This window comes from Mammaliicoccus sp. B-M6, assembly GCF_022386965.1.
GTDB classification, from domain to species: Bacteria; Bacillota; Bacilli; order Staphylococcales; family Staphylococcaceae; genus Mammaliicoccus; species Mammaliicoccus sciuri_A.
On sequence record NZ_JAJNHJ010000011.1, the window covers coordinates 1 to 16,525 of the forward strand.

At 32.4% G+C, this 16,525-nt stretch carries 17 protein-coding genes; 6 read left to right on the forward strand and 11 right to left on the reverse strand.

Annotated features, from left to right (window positions below; all coding sequences use genetic code 11):
• Positions 1 to 266 precede the first annotated feature (266 nt).
• The 6 genes from LQ693_RS13685 to sppA all read right to left on the reverse strand — a co-directional run bounded on the left by LQ693_RS13685 (position 267) and on the right by sppA (position 4,941).
• Positions 267 to 395 carry a hypothetical protein gene (locus LQ693_RS13685; protein ID WP_258028098.1) on the reverse strand — a complete coding sequence of 43 codons (129 nt, stop codon included), beginning with the start codon at positions 393 to 395 and terminating at the stop codon, positions 267 to 269.
• A gap of 129 nt (positions 396 to 524) precedes the next feature.
• Complete coding sequence (locus tag LQ693_RS05740; RefSeq protein WP_107565174.1) at positions 525 to 1,721, reverse strand: acetate kinase; 1,197 nt, start codon at positions 1,719 to 1,721, stop codon at positions 525 to 527.
• Positions 1,722 to 1,796: 75 nt separating this feature from the next.
• Positions 1,797 to 2,741 (reverse strand): class I SAM-dependent methyltransferase, encoded by a 945-nt coding sequence (locus LQ693_RS05745; protein WP_025905503.1) that lies wholly within the window; start codon positions 2,739 to 2,741, stop codon positions 1,797 to 1,799.
• A 60-nt stretch (positions 2,742 to 2,801) separates the two neighbouring features.
• A complete protein-coding gene (gene tpx / locus LQ693_RS05750) occupies positions 2,802 to 3,302 on the reverse strand; it encodes a thiol peroxidase (protein ID WP_025905504.1) in 501 nt (166 codons plus the stop codon).
• 79 nt (positions 3,303 to 3,381) lie between these two features.
• A complete protein-coding gene (locus LQ693_RS05755) occupies positions 3,382 to 3,933 on the reverse strand; it encodes an RDD family protein (protein WP_025905505.1) in 552 nt (183 codons plus the stop codon).
• A 12-nt stretch (positions 3,934 to 3,945) separates the two neighbouring features.
• Positions 3,946 to 4,941 (reverse strand): signal peptide peptidase SppA, encoded by a 996-nt coding sequence (gene sppA, locus LQ693_RS05760; protein WP_025905506.1) that lies wholly within the window; start codon positions 4,939 to 4,941, stop codon positions 3,946 to 3,948.
• A gap of 85 nt (positions 4,942 to 5,026) precedes the next feature.
• Between sppA and LQ693_RS05765 the strand changes: the two genes are divergently transcribed.
• On the forward strand, positions 5,027 to 5,830 hold the full coding sequence (locus tag LQ693_RS05765; RefSeq protein WP_025905507.1) for an NAD kinase: 804 nt from the start codon (positions 5,027 to 5,029) through the stop codon (positions 5,828 to 5,830).
• A gap of 59 nt (positions 5,831 to 5,889) precedes the next feature.
• Here the strand turns inward: LQ693_RS05765 and LQ693_RS05770 are convergent, their stop codons facing one another.
• The 4 genes from LQ693_RS05770 to ezrA all read right to left on the reverse strand — a co-directional run bounded on the left by LQ693_RS05770 (position 5,890) and on the right by ezrA (position 10,900).
• A complete protein-coding gene (locus LQ693_RS05770; protein WP_025905508.1) occupies positions 5,890 to 6,663 on the reverse strand; it encodes a sulfite exporter TauE/SafE family protein in 774 nt (257 codons plus the stop codon).
• A gap of 47 nt (positions 6,664 to 6,710) precedes the next feature.
• Complete coding sequence (gene thiI, locus LQ693_RS05775) at positions 6,711 to 7,928, reverse strand: tRNA uracil 4-sulfurtransferase ThiI (RefSeq protein WP_107565173.1); 1,218 nt, start codon at positions 7,926 to 7,928, stop codon at positions 6,711 to 6,713.
• Positions 7,918 to 9,063 (reverse strand): cysteine desulfurase family protein, encoded by a 1,146-nt coding sequence (locus LQ693_RS05780; protein ID WP_025905510.1) that lies wholly within the window; start codon positions 9,061 to 9,063, stop codon positions 7,918 to 7,920. The genes thiI and LQ693_RS05780 overlap by 11 nt, the downstream gene beginning before the upstream one ends.
• Positions 9,064 to 9,205: 142 nt before the next feature.
• On the reverse strand, positions 9,206 to 10,900 hold the full coding sequence (ezrA, locus tag LQ693_RS05785) for a septation ring formation regulator EzrA (RefSeq protein ID WP_037588531.1): 1,695 nt from the start codon (positions 10,898 to 10,900) through the stop codon (positions 9,206 to 9,208).
• Positions 10,901 to 11,036: 136 nt separating this feature from the next.
• Between ezrA and LQ693_RS05790 the strand changes: the two genes are divergently transcribed.
• Both LQ693_RS05790 and rpsD read left to right on the forward strand, forming a co-directional pair.
• A complete protein-coding gene (locus tag LQ693_RS05790; RefSeq protein WP_103361546.1) occupies positions 11,037 to 11,501 on the forward strand; it encodes a GAF domain-containing protein in 465 nt (154 codons plus the stop codon).
• Between the two features lie 225 nt (positions 11,502 to 11,726).
• Positions 11,727 to 12,329, forward strand: coding sequence for a 30S ribosomal protein S4 (gene rpsD / locus LQ693_RS05795; RefSeq protein ID WP_025905513.1), 603 nt, complete (start codon positions 11,727 to 11,729; stop codon positions 12,327 to 12,329).
• Positions 12,330 to 12,371: 42 nt separating this feature from the next.
• Here rpsD and LQ693_RS05800 read toward each other — a convergent pair whose 3' ends face one another.
• Complete coding sequence (locus LQ693_RS05800) at positions 12,372 to 13,136, reverse strand: glycerophosphodiester phosphodiesterase (protein ID WP_239703132.1); 765 nt, start codon at positions 13,134 to 13,136, stop codon at positions 12,372 to 12,374.
• Positions 13,137 to 13,209: 73 nt separating this feature from the next.
• On the opposite strand from LQ693_RS05800, the gene LQ693_RS05805 reads away from it, so the two are divergent.
• The 3 genes from LQ693_RS05805 to serA all read left to right on the forward strand — a co-directional run bounded on the left by LQ693_RS05805 (position 13,210) and on the right by serA (position 16,500).
• The gene (locus LQ693_RS05805) at positions 13,210 to 13,653 is read left to right on the forward strand and encodes an SACOL1771 family peroxiredoxin (protein WP_025905515.1); all 444 of its coding nucleotides are present in this window, start codon (positions 13,210 to 13,212) and stop codon (positions 13,651 to 13,653) included.
• Positions 13,654 to 13,754: 101 nt separating this feature from the next.
• Positions 13,755 to 14,912 (forward strand): pyridoxal-phosphate-dependent aminotransferase family protein, encoded by a 1,158-nt coding sequence (locus LQ693_RS05810; protein WP_025905516.1) that lies wholly within the window; start codon positions 13,755 to 13,757, stop codon positions 14,910 to 14,912.
• Entirely contained in the window at positions 14,905 to 16,500 is a 1,596-nt protein-coding gene (gene serA, locus LQ693_RS05815; protein WP_025905517.1) for a phosphoglycerate dehydrogenase, read from the forward strand. The genes LQ693_RS05810 and serA overlap by 8 nt, the downstream gene beginning before the upstream one ends.
• The last annotated feature ends 25 nt before the right edge of the window (positions 16,501 to 16,525 follow it).

Genomic DNA, 16,525 nt, shown 5'->3' on the forward strand with positions numbered 1-16,525 from the left:
TTTTATTTTGAATTTAAAATCATATTTTTTCCTCATAAGAATGCACCCCAATAATTTGATTTGTTTAGGTCAAATATTTGGGTTCACATCAATCTTTTTCAATCTCGTGAGTTTACTTCCTCATTAACTCACATCTTTCCTAATCTCGTGGGTTTACTACCTCTTTATCTCATATTCTCCCCAAATCACATAAATCTATTACTCATTTTCACATATTTTCTATTACAATAAAAAAACATTCAACCTTATGGCTGAACGCTTTTATATTAGTTTTGATTATTATTTTGATCTTTTAAGTTTTGGTTATTTTCTTGTTTCTGTTTTTTAGATTGTTCTCTAACGACTCTACGTGTAACAATTCTAACTAATTTCATTAATGCTCTTTCTGGTCTCATTTATATATCCTCCTTAGAATATGCATTACTTACATATAACCGTAGAATCACTTTTTAAACATAAAAAAAACGAGACTGGCATCTTATTCACATATAAGATACGCCTGTCTCGCTTTTAAAAATACTTTATTATCCTAAGTTACCAAATTTCACAACGTCACGTGCAATCATAACTTCTTCGTCAGTTGGAATTACAATAACTTTTACTGGTGAATGTGGGTAGTTGATGAACGCTTCTTCTCCATGTAAACCTGTGTTTAAGCGTTGATCCCAATAAACACCCATGAATTCTAATCCTTCTAATACTTTAGCACGAACTGTGTCAGAGTTTTCCCCTACACCAGCTGTAAATACAATTGCATCTAAGCCGTGCATTCTTGTAGCATATGATCCCATATATTTATGGATTCTAGATGCGAATACATCTAATGCTAATTTAGCACGTTCGCTACCTTCGTTAGCATCTTGCTGAATATCTCTTAAGTCACTTGATGAACCTGAAATACCAAGTAAACCTGATTCTTTATTAAGGATATTTAATACTTCTTCAGCATTTTTACCAGTTTTCTCCATGATGTATGGAATTAAAGCTGGGTCAAGGTTACCTGAACGTGTACCCATTGTAACACCTGCTAATGGTGTGAAGCCCATTGAAGTATCAACAGATTTACCACCGTCAATTGCAGCAATAGAAGCACCATTACCGATATGACAAGAGATAATTCTTAATTGATCTAATGGACGATCTAATAATTCTGCTGCTCTTTCAGATACATATTTATGACTTGTCCCATGGAAACCATATTTACGAATACCGAAATCTTTATAGAAGTTGTAAGGTAAGCTGTATAAATATGATTCTTCTGGCATTGTTTGGTGGAATGATGTATCGAATACTGCAACGTGTGGGATACTTGGTAATAATTTTCTAAATGCTTTAATACCCATGATGTTTGCAGGATTGTGTAATGGTGCTAAATCAGTTAATGATTCGATTTTAGCTAATATATCTTCAGTAACAAGTGCTGATTCTGGGAATAATTCTCCGCCGTGAACAACACGATGACCAGTACCTTGAATATCATTAATGTCTTCGATGATATTGTGCTCTTTTAAAGCTTCAATCATGATATTTACTGCAACTTCATGATTTTCAATATCTAATGTTTTTGTGATTTTTTCCCCGTTTACCGAAATTGAGAAAATTGAATTTTTCAATCCGATACGCTCGACTAATCCTTTTGTGATAACTTTTTCTTCAGGCATCTCAAATAATTGGAATTTTAAAGATGAGCTACCAGCATTAATTGCTATAATTTTTGTCATTTAGACTTCCTCCTGATAATACTATTCTATACTATTTAAACACTAATACAGTTATGAATCAAGCATTAATACAGTTTATAAAGAATGATTTTCTTTCATCCATTCATCTACTTCTGATAAAAACGTTTGCAATTGAGATTGTGCCTTGAAATCTGGTATATTTGCTAGCAATACTTCAACACTCTTAGTATTTCCAGGGTCTTTCTTCTGTAAAATCAATAGTGATTTACGTGATTGTTCTGTCTTGAACAATGAATTAGGAAAGTTTAAAAATGCTTGCATTTCTGTTTCTGTTGCAATATATTTTTGAAGCTGTTTCACTTCTTCACCTTCAAAGATATTTGTTGGTACGATTAAGAATACATAACCACCTGGTCTTGTTGCTGTAACAGCTTGTTCTAATAATAAATAATGACTATAACTATGCCCTTCATCAAAGCCTAATTTCATCTCTTTACTGCGTTCATCAACTGGATAATATCCGACTGGTAAATCGCCGACAATGACATCCGCTTCTTCTAAAGGTAGTGGCATAATAGCATCTTGTGGGTATACATCAAATGGTATTTCTAAGAAGTTAGCTAAATGTATACTTACACGTTGTAATACAGGATCTACTTCAATCAAGTGGTGCATCAATGTCTTATCTTGATTTTGTTCATTGATTGTTGCACTCAAATGTCCTGTACCACTTGCAATATCTACAATGTTTAATTCTTTTTTGTTTTTATTAAATAAGTTTACAAGGTAGCTTAAAATAAACCCAATTGAATCTGGCGTCATTTGATGATTGGGTTGAATCACTTCTTCTTTTAATAAACTTAAATAAGCAAATTGGAACGCTTTTCTTCGTTCTTGTAATGTTGATTGTTCTAAAAGATCTCTTTGGTTTGTATAAATGTCTTCCATTGCCAAACCAAGATTCTCTATATAGCTTTGTCCATTCTCGTCGTGGAGGTCTTTACTTTTTACATCAAGTTTTTCAAATAATACTTCCATCATATTCTTTTCTTCAGTCATAATTGCCCTCTTTCGTATAAAAAGCTGTCCACTAAATGGACAGCAGTTTATGGTTGTTAATTAGTCTAAATTTTTAAATGCTTCTAAAGCTTTGTCATAGTCAGGATGGTTTGTACCTTCACTCACTATTTCTGCATAAACAACTTTATTATCTTTGTCCAAAACAAATACTGAACGTGCTAATAAACGAAGTTCTTTCATGATAACACCATAGTTTTCACCAAATGATAAATCACGGTGGTCACTTAATGTAATCACATTATCTAAACCTTCAGCTGCACACCATCTTTTTTGAGCAAATGGTAAGTCGTTAGAAATCGTTAAGACAACGCCATCTTGTTCATTTGCAGCTTCTTCATTAAATTTACGTGTTTGTTGACTACACACGCCTGTATCTAAAGAAGGTACGGCACTAATAAGTTTCTTTTTACCTTCATAGTCTTTTAATGTCTTTTCAGATAGGTCGTTTGCTAATACAGTAAAATCAGGTGCTACTGAACCTACTTTAACTTCCTCACCTAATATTGTAATTGGTTCATTCTTGAATGTAACTTGCGCCATAAAAAAAGCCTCCTTATTCTTGATAAATATATTTTATCATGATTAAAGAGACTTTAAAATTCTTTTGATTATAACTTAATTATCCAATCACATTTTGGAAGTCTTTTCTCATTTGAACATATTTGTTTTTGAGAACGACTGTTTCCCCAAAATAGTCATGAATACCTTTATGCTTTTTCGTAAATGCTACTACAATATATGGAATGCCTAATAATGCACCAGAGATAATTCGCCCGATCCATTCTCTAAATAGAACATCCTTCAATTTGAGCGGTTGTGCATCTTCTCGATAGACACTTAAACCTAAGATCATCTTGCCTAGTGTTGCTTTAAAATAATACGTCATCAACACGAAATATAAATAAAATATTAAGGCACTTGCCATATTTTCAACACTGAAGTATGGAACCCACAGATATGAAGTATTAATACTTGTAAGTGCAAATATCGGACTTAGTACAATACCTTTAAATCCTGCTAAAGCTAAAATATCGATGATATAAGCTAAAAATCGGACCCAGAATCCAGCAAATACGATGGATTTAATATCAGACATATATTTATTGACAGTACGCTCAATTTCACTTTGTTCACGTGTAGTAGCGACTTGTTCATAACTTGTTTCTGTCATTACAATCCCTCCTTATTCACCGTATAAATACATAGGTTGTGGTGATTTATTCGCTTTAATTAAGGCTTCGTATTTAGTCATATCATCTAAACCTATCATAGAAGAAAGTTTACTTTTAGCAGCCATTGGGAAGTTTAAGAATCCTCCTGTTGTATCATACGTTATAACTTGTGCATGTTTTGATTTTATGTCACTTCTTAATGCTTTAATAGCATCATCTTCATAACCAATTTCATCAATTAAACCGTTTGATTTAGCTTGTTGTGCAGAATAAATTCTACCGTCAGCTAATTTCTTAACTTCTGATTCTGACATATGTCTACCATCTTTAATGACATTTACAAATTGTTTATAACTATCATCAATGATGGATTGCATGATATCACGTTCTTCTTTCGACATTTCTTTCATTGGGTTCAAGATTTGTTTATGTTTACCAGAAGTTACAGATTCATCTTTCACACCTAGATCATTCGCAAGTTCTGAATAATTAATGCTTGAGATAATAACCCCAAGTGAACCTGTTAATGTTTGTGATCCTGCATAAATTTTGTCAGCTGGTGTTGAGATATAATAGCCACCTGATGCTGCCATATTTTTCATTTGAACATAAACTTTTTTATCTTTAGCTTTAATTTCTTCTAATTTTTTATGTATTTCATCACTTTCATATGTTCCACCACCTGGTGAATTGACAACTAGAAGTACACCTTTAACTTGATCGTCTTTTTTAATTTTATCAAGTTGTTTTAAGAAGGATTGATGATTATACCCTCCACCACTAAATAATGACTCTTGGACACCTGTATCTTGAATGGTACCATCTACTGATAATTTAACAATTTTGCTACTACTATCACTACCAGATACGACAGACTCACTTATGCCATCTGAATCTGTTACTGCTTTTTTCCACGAATCGTCTAAAAATATGCCAACTGTGCTGACAACTATACCACCTACAACTAAAACAGCTGCGATGATTATCGCAATAATTCGTTTAGACATAGTATCATCCTTTCTATTTTAAATATTTACATTTATAATAATAACAGACTTTAATAATAACTGTAACTTTTGGGAGGAACAAATTATGACTTCGTATAAACGTATTTATTTATTTAGTTCAAAAGACCGTGACGTATTAGAAACACGTGAAAAAATCCAGAAAGAAATGGAACCACACGGATTTGAATTTGTTTCAAATTACGATGATGCAGATATTATTGCTTCAGTCGGGGGAGATGGGAGTTTCTTACAAGCTTGTAGAAAAACGAACTTTAATAAAGACAAAGTTTATATTGGTATCAAAACACGACTAGATCAGAATTACTTATATGTTGATTTTAGTATAGATGACATTCCACATTTAATTGAATCTATTGATTCTCATGAAGTAAGTGTCAGAAAATATCCTGTCCTAGAAGTAAACTTGAATAACCAAATGTCTTATATGTGTTTAAATGATTTTTACATTAAATCAAGCGTCATCAAGCCGATGAAGATGGAAATATACATTGACGACGAATACTTCGAGGCATTCAACGGAGACGGTTTATTAATTTCAACACCAACAGGATCAACTGGATATAACAAATCATTAGACGGCGCAATTATTGACCCTAAAATTAGAAGCATGCAATTAACCGAAATCGCGTCACTGAATAATAACAATTTCAGAACAGTGAGTAGTTCAGTAGTATTGGGTGATACAAGAACCCTTAAAATCATTCTTGATAAAGAAGGTAACTATTATCCAATTATGGGACTAGATAATGAAGCATTAAGTATTCAAGAAACAGACTTTATTTCACTTAGAATTCAAGATAAATATATTCGAACATTGAAATTACCTCAGAATTCATTCTGGAGTAAAGTACAAAGAAAATTCTTATAAAAATAAGCAACAACCTCATAAATTAAAACACCTTAGCGCATAGACGCTAAGGTGTTTTTTTACATAAAGTGACTACTAATATAGTCATATAGATTTTTGAGAATTAACGTTATCGTTACAATAATAAATAATACTTTAACGTAAGATACGCCTTTTTTAATTGCAAATGTAACCCCTAAATACGAACCGATTACCATAGATACTGCCATACTTAATCCATAGATATAATTGACATGTCCTAAAACCATAAATAACAGTAATGCACCTATGTTAGAAGCAAAGTTTAAAAATTTAGCATTTCCGGCTGCGTGTAAATAATCAAGACCAATCATTAATAAAGCAAATAGGAAGAATGATCCTGTTCCGCCTCCAAGAAATCCATCATAATAACCAATTACCGTTACACCAATAATAAACAAGATTGCTTTTTTTAGTGACAATTTCTTATATCGATTAATGTCTCCCCAATCTTTTTTTACAATTGAGTATATGGTTACAAGTGCCAATATAATGATTGCCAATGGCTTTAAATATTCTGGTGGTAAATATGTAGCCGTAATCGCACCAAATATCGAACCTACAAAGGATAATGGAAATAATTTACCTACAATATCGAAATCTACTTTCTTCGCTCTTATAAATTTCATCGTACTCGTAAATGAACCGAATGAACTCGCTAATTTATTTGTACCTAGAGCTGTGGCTGGATCCATTCCTACTGCTAGTAATGCAGGTAAAGAAATCAATCCTCCTCCACCTACAACTGAATCGATAAACGATGCAATTAAACCAAACAAAATAATGATTAATAATATATTTAAATCAAACTCCATATGGATATCTCCTCTACTTTAATGATAACGACATCCCAACGTTCGTATTAAAGTAGTTCATCCATCCATTCGTCTTTTTGTTGATTCAAATCATCATGCTTAGAAATTGTAAGTGTTTCTACATTTTTAACCGCTTCATCAATTAGTGGACCAAAATCAAATTTTGATTCAAAATATTCCACTTTTTCTAGTTTAGGATTTGTCTTTGGATTTTTTGGTGTAAATATCGTACAACAATCCTCAAATGGTTGAATTGATAAATCAAATGTATTAATAGCTTTCGCTTTTTTAACAATGTCTTCTTTATCAAATGTAAGTAACGGACGTAAAATCGGCATTGATGTTACGCTATTAATAGCATACATACTACCTAAAGTTTGGCTCGCTACTTGTCCTAAGTTCTCACCATTTACAATTGCATGTGCACCGATTTCATGTGCTACTTTCTCAGTAACTCTTAACATCATTCTTCTTGTACTTGTCATTGTATAGCTTTCTTCAACAACTTTATGAATTTGCTTTTGAAGTTCTGTAAAAGGTACAATATGCAATTTGATATCGCCTGTTAAGTGTGCAAGTTGTTTTGTTAAATCGATTACTTTTTGTTTAGCCTGTTCACTTGTATACGGCGGACTATGAAAATGAATAGCTTCAATTGTCACGCCTCGTTTCATCACTTCCACACCTGCTACTGGTGAATCTATTCCACCTGAAAGCATAAGCAATGTTTTACCACCTGTCCCAACAGGTAATCCACCAGCGCCTTCAAGTACGCGGTTGTACATATAAATAGCGTCTTTACGAACTTCTACTTTAATTTTATGATCTGGTTGTTTAACATTTACTGTTATGTGATCAGTGTTTTGAAGTACATGCCCACCTAACTCTTGTTGCAATTGAAAAGTATCAAGTTCAAACGTTTTATCAGCACGTTTGACGTCAATTTTAAATGTGTCTCCATCTTTAAAATCATGCGCAAACTTTAAAGCGACTTCTTTCATTAAATCTAAATCTTTTTCAATTCGAACTACTGGACTTACAGAGTGTACGCCAAACACAGTTTGAATTCTGCTCATCATTTCTTCAATGTCAGAACCTTCGTGTACATCGATATACATACGGTCACGATTTGCCCGTACTTTATAACCTTGAAGTGGCATTAATCGGCTTTTGATATTTGCTTTTAATTTATTCACAAACATATTTCTATTACCTGTTTTTAAAGTCAGCTCTCCGTATCTCACTAATATGTGATCATAATTCATATTTTATTAACTCCTTTACCTCTTTATATACTTTATCAAAGGCATCTTTAAAACGTTCTATTTGTTCATTCGTTAAATCTGGTGCAATACTTATTCTTATACTTCCTTCAATAACAAGGTTACTTAATCCCATTGCTTTTAACGTTTCGTTATGAGAACTTTTCTTTGAAGAACATGCACTCGTTGTAGACAAATAAATTTCAAATTTAGAAAATGCATTGACTAATACTTCACCTTTAACGCCTGGAAAAGAAATATTTAATATATATGGTGCTGCATCGATTGGTGAATTAATCAAGACACCTTTATATTGTTCTACAAAAGCTCTAATTTCTTTACCTCTTTGACTTAATACTTGAGCATTATCTTCCATATGATCGTTCATTATTCTCATCGCTTTTGCTAATGCAATATTGACAGGTGCATTAACTGTACCGCTTCTTAAGCCTTGCTCTTGTCCGCCACCAAATATAATTTGTTTAATCGATTTAATTTGTTTAATTGCCAGTATACCTGAACCTTTTAATCCGTGGAATTTATGTGCGCTTAAACTATAACTATCTGCTAAATTAATATCTAATGGTAATTTTCCATAACCTTGTACACCATCTACATGAAAATGTACTTTAGGATAACCTTTTAAAATTCGACTAATTTCTTCAATTGGTTGAATCTGCCCCATTACATTATTGACATGCATGCATGTAACAAGAACAACATCATCGTTAAGCAATTCTTGTAAAGATGATATATCTAATTTCCCATCCTTCGTCGTTTTAATATATTTCAAATTAAAACCTTCGTCCTCTAATCCTCTCATCGTTTCAAGAACTGACGGATGTTCCATTTTAGTTGTAAGGATTGTGTTACCAAATCTCTTCTTCGCTTTGGCCATCCCTTGAAGTGCGATATTATTCGATTCAGTAGCACCACTTGTAAATATAATATTGAATGGATCTTTTAAATTTAAATATTGCTTAATATTTTCTCTTGCTTTATCAAGTAAATGAGCAATCTTTATGCCGGCAGAATGAGGACTATTTGGATTGAAAAAGTAATGTTGATTCATTTGTGTATATGTTTGAATAACGTCCTCATTAGGCTTTGTCGTTGCAGCATTATCAAGATATATCATACTGTCACCTCTTTTTTTCATTATATAATGATACCACAAGTCATTTCGTATAGATATACTAATTGACTTAGAAAAAACATCCATGAACTCAGAAAAAAATAAAGGCAAAGACATTTACCATGTCTTCGCCTTTATAACGTTCTTATCGTTTATTTACATCTTCTTCTATTTTTTCACTGATACCCGGTTCTACTTTTTCAAGTGCCGCTTCAGCTATTTCAATAGCACGTTTATATCTATTGTTAGCAAACAGTCTTTCTGCTTCATTAAGACTCTTATTCAGTTCATTATTTTCTTTTCTATATCTATTACCATATTGAATTAATGTTTCAGCATGAACAGCATTAATAAGTACATCTGTTGTTTCATCTTCAAATTTATTCATTTGAAGTACAATGTTACTTACTTTATCTTTCACATATTGTACATTAATAGGTCTTTGACTAAAGATTTTATTTACTTCACGAATTTCGTGATCAATTTCATTTTTCATAATGATAAATCTTTCAGGTACACTTGGTAAATTAGATGCTAATAAATTTCTATATATTTCTTCTTTCTTAGATTGAACACGTAATGTATTTTGTTGAGCTGTAGCTTCGTCTTCTCTAAGAGAAACTAAATGATTTTGTATTTTTTGTTGGTTATCATTAATTACTTTAACATGTTCTTCTATATATAGAAGATTATCTTCAACTTCACTATAGCGTACATTTGTTTTAGCCATTTCACCTAAAATTTCATCGTATACACTGATTAAGTTTTGAATTTCATTCTCATACTGTCTTACTTTATGTACATCTTCTTCAGAAATATAATAGTTCTCTTTTACATATTCAATTTCAGTTTGAAGTGTGTAGTTCATATCTTTAGCATGGAATAATTCATCTGTAATAATTTCTTTAGATTGTTCGACAGTATTTTTAGATTTTACTTCATGTTCAATTAAATCATACATATCATCTAAAGAATCATTAATTTCATTAATAATGCTTTCAGCTTTCGTTAATTCTAATCTTCCAATCAATGGTTCAACTAAATTTAATTTGCCACGTAATGTTTGAAGCGTCCCTTCTACTTTAACGTGTTCAAGGTTATAACCTTCAACTTTCAAATCTCTACATCCAAATTTCAAGTCTTGGAATTGACCTGGTAGTTCTTTTTGTACATCTTTGATTAATAATGGAATTTCCTCCATATCTTCTTGCATACGTTTCATATCCGTATTCAATTGATCGATATGACCACTTGCTTTAATGTAGTGTCCATCTTCAACAAGTTCTTCATATTGTTCAATTCTAGGTAGAAAAGCTTCGATGTTTTTTTCGATTAGTTCAGCAGCATCCCCAAACTGGTGTCTATTCGCTAATACTTCTCTCTTCGTTTCTCTATAAATCTGTTTAGATTCATCGTATAGTTTGTCGCTTGTTTCCACTGTTGTCATTAATTCTGTAACACTCTGAGTTAAGCGCGTATATTTCTTTTCTATACCATCCATTATTTTGTTAGCATCAGCAATACTTTCTTCTGATTGTGAGAACTTAAATTTATCAAGTTCTGCATCAGCATCATGAATTTTTGCATCTACAACTTTTAAATCTTCTTGTAAAACAGTTTGCCATTCTCTCTTAAATTGGTCATACTTGTCTTTAGCTTCACCATGGATATTTAATTTTTTAAGCTTAGCTAATTCATCTTGAAAAGGTAATTGCTTAATTTTTTGCTTACGCTGCTCAGTCTCAGTAATCAAATTTCGCTTTGATGTACGCAACCATAACATTATACCAATACCAATTAATATAATGATTATAACTGCAAGTGTTATATAAATTGCCATTATGTATTCTCCTCCTAAATCGTTCTCTTTATTATAACGTAAAATATATATCCAACAAACCTTTTTCTATGCAAAACATATTCAAAATCATAAAATAGTAATATAATTCAAATAAACATTGAAATGAGGAATAAAAATGTCAGAACAACAACTAGATTATTCATTACTCAACCGCCAATTAGATGGTTTATTATCAGGAGAACAAGATTTAATTGCTAATTTAAGTAATGCATCTGCGTTCATCAACCAATTCTTACCAAACATTAATTGGGTTGGGTTTTATCTTATTAAAAATAATGCCTTAAAACTTGGTCCATTTCAAGGATTACCAGCTTGTGTAGACATTGAAATTGGTAAAGGGGTTTGTGGAACAGCTGTTGCCGAAAAGCAATCACAACTTGTTGAAGATGTTAATCAATTCCCTGGACATATTGCATGTGATGCGAATAGCCAATCAGAAATCGTTATACCTATATACTATAACAAAGAAATCATCGGTGTGTTAGATATAGATGCACCTGTTAAATCAAGATTTGATCAAACTGATCTTGAAGGGTTAGAATTACTTGTCAAAACGCTAGAAAAGCATATCCATCTTTAAAATATAAATTGACATGAACAAAACAAAAATGTATAATGACTTTTGTGTGAATTAACGAAAGTAGCAGTTAAATATTATAAGGCTCTATGTTATTCCCAAAGAAGGCGTGTTGTGTAACCGCGGCTGCAAGGTGAAGGCACACAAATATAACATATCCCTATGAGCATTTAACATTCTTTCTTGTTTCTTCATAACAATCAAACAAGAAAAAGGAGGAACTTCAAAATGGCAAGATTTAGAGGTTCAAACTGGAAAAAATCACGTCGTTTAGGTATTTCATTAAGCGGCACAGGTAAAGAATTAGAAAAACGTCCTTACGTACCAGGACAACACGGTCCAACTCAACGTAAAAAATTATCTGAGTATGGTCTTCAATTACAAGAGAAACAAAAATTACGTTACATGTACGGAATCAACGAACGTCAATTCCGCACTATTTTCGATAAAGCTGGTAACATGAAAGGTATCCACGGTGATAACTTCATGGCACTATTAGCTTCACGTTTAGACGCAGTAGTTTACCAATTAGGTTTAGCTCGTACTCGTCGTCAAGCACGTCAATTAGTTAACCACGGTCACATTACTGTAGATGGCGCTCGTGTTGATATCCCATCTTACACTTTAAAACCTGGTCAAACTATCAGTGTTCGTGAAAAATCACAAAAATTAAACATCGTATTAGAATCAGTTGAATTAAGTCATCACGTTCCTGATTACTTATCATTCGATGCTGACAAATTAGAAGGTACTTTCGTACGCGTTCCAGAACGTAGCGAATTATCTGCTGAAATCAATGAACAATTAATCGTTGAGTACTACTCTCGTTAATCTTTGTTCAAACAAAACCACTTTCATTTCGAAAGTGGTTTTTTATTTTATAATTGATGACTTCATCCATTCATCTAATAAATGTGCGTAATCCGATATTAAACCATCAACACCCATCGCTAACATTTTTTGAGCCGTAGATTTATTATTTATCGTATACGGTAATACCTTAAGTTGCGATGCATGTGCTGCCTCTACAAATTTTCTCGTTACAATTTTATAATTCGGATTAATATAGTTTGCATACTCCCCTATTTTCTTAATTGCCCTTTTACTTATAAAACGGTTTTTCTTCTTAATCAATACACCTAATTCAATATCTGGCAATAAAGTGCTTATTTTTTGAATTGAATTTCTATTGAATGACTGAATCATAATTTGATTGTACGAAATATCATGTTGTTTGATCATAGCGATAATATCCGATTCAATATTAGGATAGTTTTCTGGTTGCTTGATTTCTATTAGAAGCTTTATATGTGTGTCTTTTATTAATTTAAGTACATCTTGAAATAACGGAATTTGCTCACCAATATATGCTTGACCTTTCCATTTACCGACATCATATTTTGTCAATGTTTCATAAGTTAATTTATTGATGACCCCTTTTTCTTGTGAAGTACGGTTCGTCGTTGGATCATGAATAACAACAAGTTCACCATCAATCGTTCTATGTATATCTATTTCTAGAGCATCTATATTGAATTCTATTGCACGTTTAAAAGAAATCATTGTATTTTCTGGTGCTAATGATGGAACACCTCTGTGTGCAATTTTTAATTTGCAATTTTGATTATTCACATTCATTGTCTACTCCTTTAAAATCAGTCATACTATAGATTATACCCAAATATTTTTAATTATAGAAAGGAACATGAATATGACAACACATATTTTTAATTTAAAAGGAACATGGACTAAAGGCAGAAATGCTTCTGGCCATATCACAACTGATAATTTATCTACACGCGTATCAATCCCTGTAGTAATGGACGGACCAGAAATAGGTACAAATCCAGACGAGATGTTATTAGGTGCAGCTTCAACTTGCTATATGATTACATTGGCGGCAATGATTGAACGTTCTGAAATTGATATCGAAAGAATCGAAGTGGATTCTAAAGGTCATGTTGATTTTGAAGATGGCGTGATCACTTATAGAAAAATAGAACATTTCCCTATTATTTATTTATCTGAAGAACCAGATGAAAATTTACAAAAAAGATTAAACAGACTTGTTCAAAAAGCAGAAGAATCTTGTATGGTAACACGTGCTTTAGCTGGTAATGTTCAAGTTGTAGCAACAGGTGAAATAAGATTTTAGTAATGAAAGCGTTTTAATCGGAATTTTCAATAAATTCACTATTATTTTACTATTTTCTTTGCTACAATATAGAACATAAATTCAGTAAGGAGTGTATATATATGTATCAGCATGATTCTTTATTACTCGCACCAGGTCCTACAACTGTTCCTAGGGAGATTTTAGAAAGTATGAATCAACCTATGACAGGACATAGAACAAAGGAATTTAGTCAAATTATTCATCAAGCATCGAGAGATTTACAAACAATTTTTGGGGCTAAACACCCTGTTGCTATTCTAACTTCATCAGGAACAAGTGCTCTTGAAGCAGCTATGGTTAATGTAGCGAATCCTGAAGATGATATTGTCATTATTGTTTCAGGCGCTTTTGGGGATAGGTTTAGAAAAATCGCATCCTCATATCCATTTAAGGCACATATTTTTGAAGTTGAATGGGGAAAAGGTGTCGATTTAAAAGAATTTGAAACATATTTAAACTCACTTAATGTTGATGTTAAAGCCGTATTCACACAATTTTGTGAAACGTCTACTTCTGTTAAACACCCTATTAATGCTTTAGGTAAGTTAGTTAAACAATTTAATCCTGACATCTATTTTGTAGTGGATGGCGTTAGTATTATTGGCGCAGTTGAAGTAGATATGGAACAAGACAACATCGACGTTCTCGTTTCAGGTAGTCAAAAAGCAATCATGTTACCACCTGGAGCTGCATTTGTAGCATATAATGATAGAGCTATCGAAAGGTTTAAAGAAGTGACTACTTCAAGATTTTATTTAGATTTAAATAAATACATAACTTCTTTAAACGATGATTCAACACCTTTTACACCAGCTGTATCACTTATTAGAGGTGTACAAACTTATTGTGATTTAATTCAAGAAGAAAAATTTGAAAATACAATCAAAAGACACGAAGTATGTAAAACAGCCGTTCGAGAAAGTTTAAAAGCTTTAGATATGGAACTATTAGTTGAAGATGAATTTGCTTCACCTACTGTAACAGCTTTTGTGCCAAATAAAGATGAAGTTAAGACGATTAAAGATGAATTACTTAATAGATTCAACATTACAATTGCAGGTGGTCAACAGCACCTTAAAGGAACAATATTAAGGGTTGGTCACATGGGTAAAGTCTCTCCAAATGACATGTTGCAATTTATTAGCGCATTAGAAATTATACTTTCAGAAATACGTGATCAATCAGTACTTGGTAAAGGTGTTTCAAAATTCCAGGAGGTAGTTAATCAATATGTTTAAAGTAATTGTAGTCGATCCAATATCAGAAGAAGGTTTAAAAAGTTTAACAGATCATGAAAAATTCGAAATAGACATCAAAACTGGCTTGAGTGAATCAGAAATCGTTAACATTATCGGTGACTATGATGCTTTAATCGTAAGAAGCCAAACTCAAATCACACCCCCTATTCTAGATGCAGCGAAAAATCTTCGCGTTGTAGCTAGAGCTGGTGTTGGTGTTGATAATATTGATATCGATCACGCAACTAAACAAGGTATTCTTGTTATTAATGCGCCTGATGGTAACACTATTTCTGCAACTGAACATTCTATGGCAATGATTCTTTCTATGGCTCGAAATATTCCAGAAGCACATCGCTCATTACAAGAAGGTAATTGGGATAGAAAAAAATATCGTGGTACTGAATTATACAAGAAGACACTTGGCGTAATTGGTGCAGGTAGAATCGGTTTAGGTGTTGCCAAACGTGCTCAAAGTTTCGGCATGAATATTCTTGCATTTGACCCTTATTTATCAAGTGATGACGCGAAACGTTTAGAAATTACGAGAGCAACTGTAGATGAAATTGCTGAACAAGCAGATTTTATTACAGTGCATACTCCTCTTACACCAAAGACTAAAGGTCTTGTAAATGAAGACTTCTTCAATAAAGCAAAACCTAACTTACAAATCATCAACGTTGCTAGAGGTGGTATTATCGATGAAGATGCCTTAATTAAAGCACTTGATGAAGGTAAAATCGAAAAAGCTGCTCTAGACGTATTTACTGAAGAACCAGCAAATAACACACCACTTACGCAACATGAAAAAATAATCGTAACACCCCATCTTGGTGCTTCAACTATCGAAGCTCAAGAAAAAGTTGCAGTATCTGTTGCAAATGAAATCATCGATATCTTTGAAAATAATAACGTCTTACACGCTGTAAACGCACCACAAATGTCTGGTGAAGTTGAAGCAGAACTTAGACCTTTTGTTGAATTAAGTAGAACAACTGGTGAAGTTGGTATCCAACTATTTGAAAAAGGTCCAAGAGAATTAAAAATTAAATATCATGGTGAAATTGCATTAGATGACACAAGTTTAATTACAAGACAACTTGTTATGGGTGTCTTACAACAAGACTTAGGTGATCATGTTAATTTAATCAATGCACTCGTATTGTTAAATGAACAAGGTGTAACGTATCAAATCGAAAAAAATAGTAAAAAATATGGTTTCAGCAACTATATTGAATTAGAATTAGTGAACAAAGATCATTCTATTAAAATCGGTTCAACTGTATTAAATGGTTATGGACCTCGTATCGTAAGAATTAATGACTATCCTGTAGATTTCAAACCTGAAAAACATATGTTACTTATCCATCATAATGACAGACCTGGTATCGTAGGTAAAATGGGACAAATCTTAGGAGAACATGGCATTAATATTGCTTCAATGCACTTAGGTAGACATTCTATCGGTGGAGAAGCATTAATGATATTATCAATAGATGATGAAGCTTCAGATGAAACAATAGATGACTTATTTGCTATTGATGGCTTCCAAAGCATTAAAAAAGTCGAACTAAATAAACAACTATAAACAATTAACCACGTGTTAGATCAAT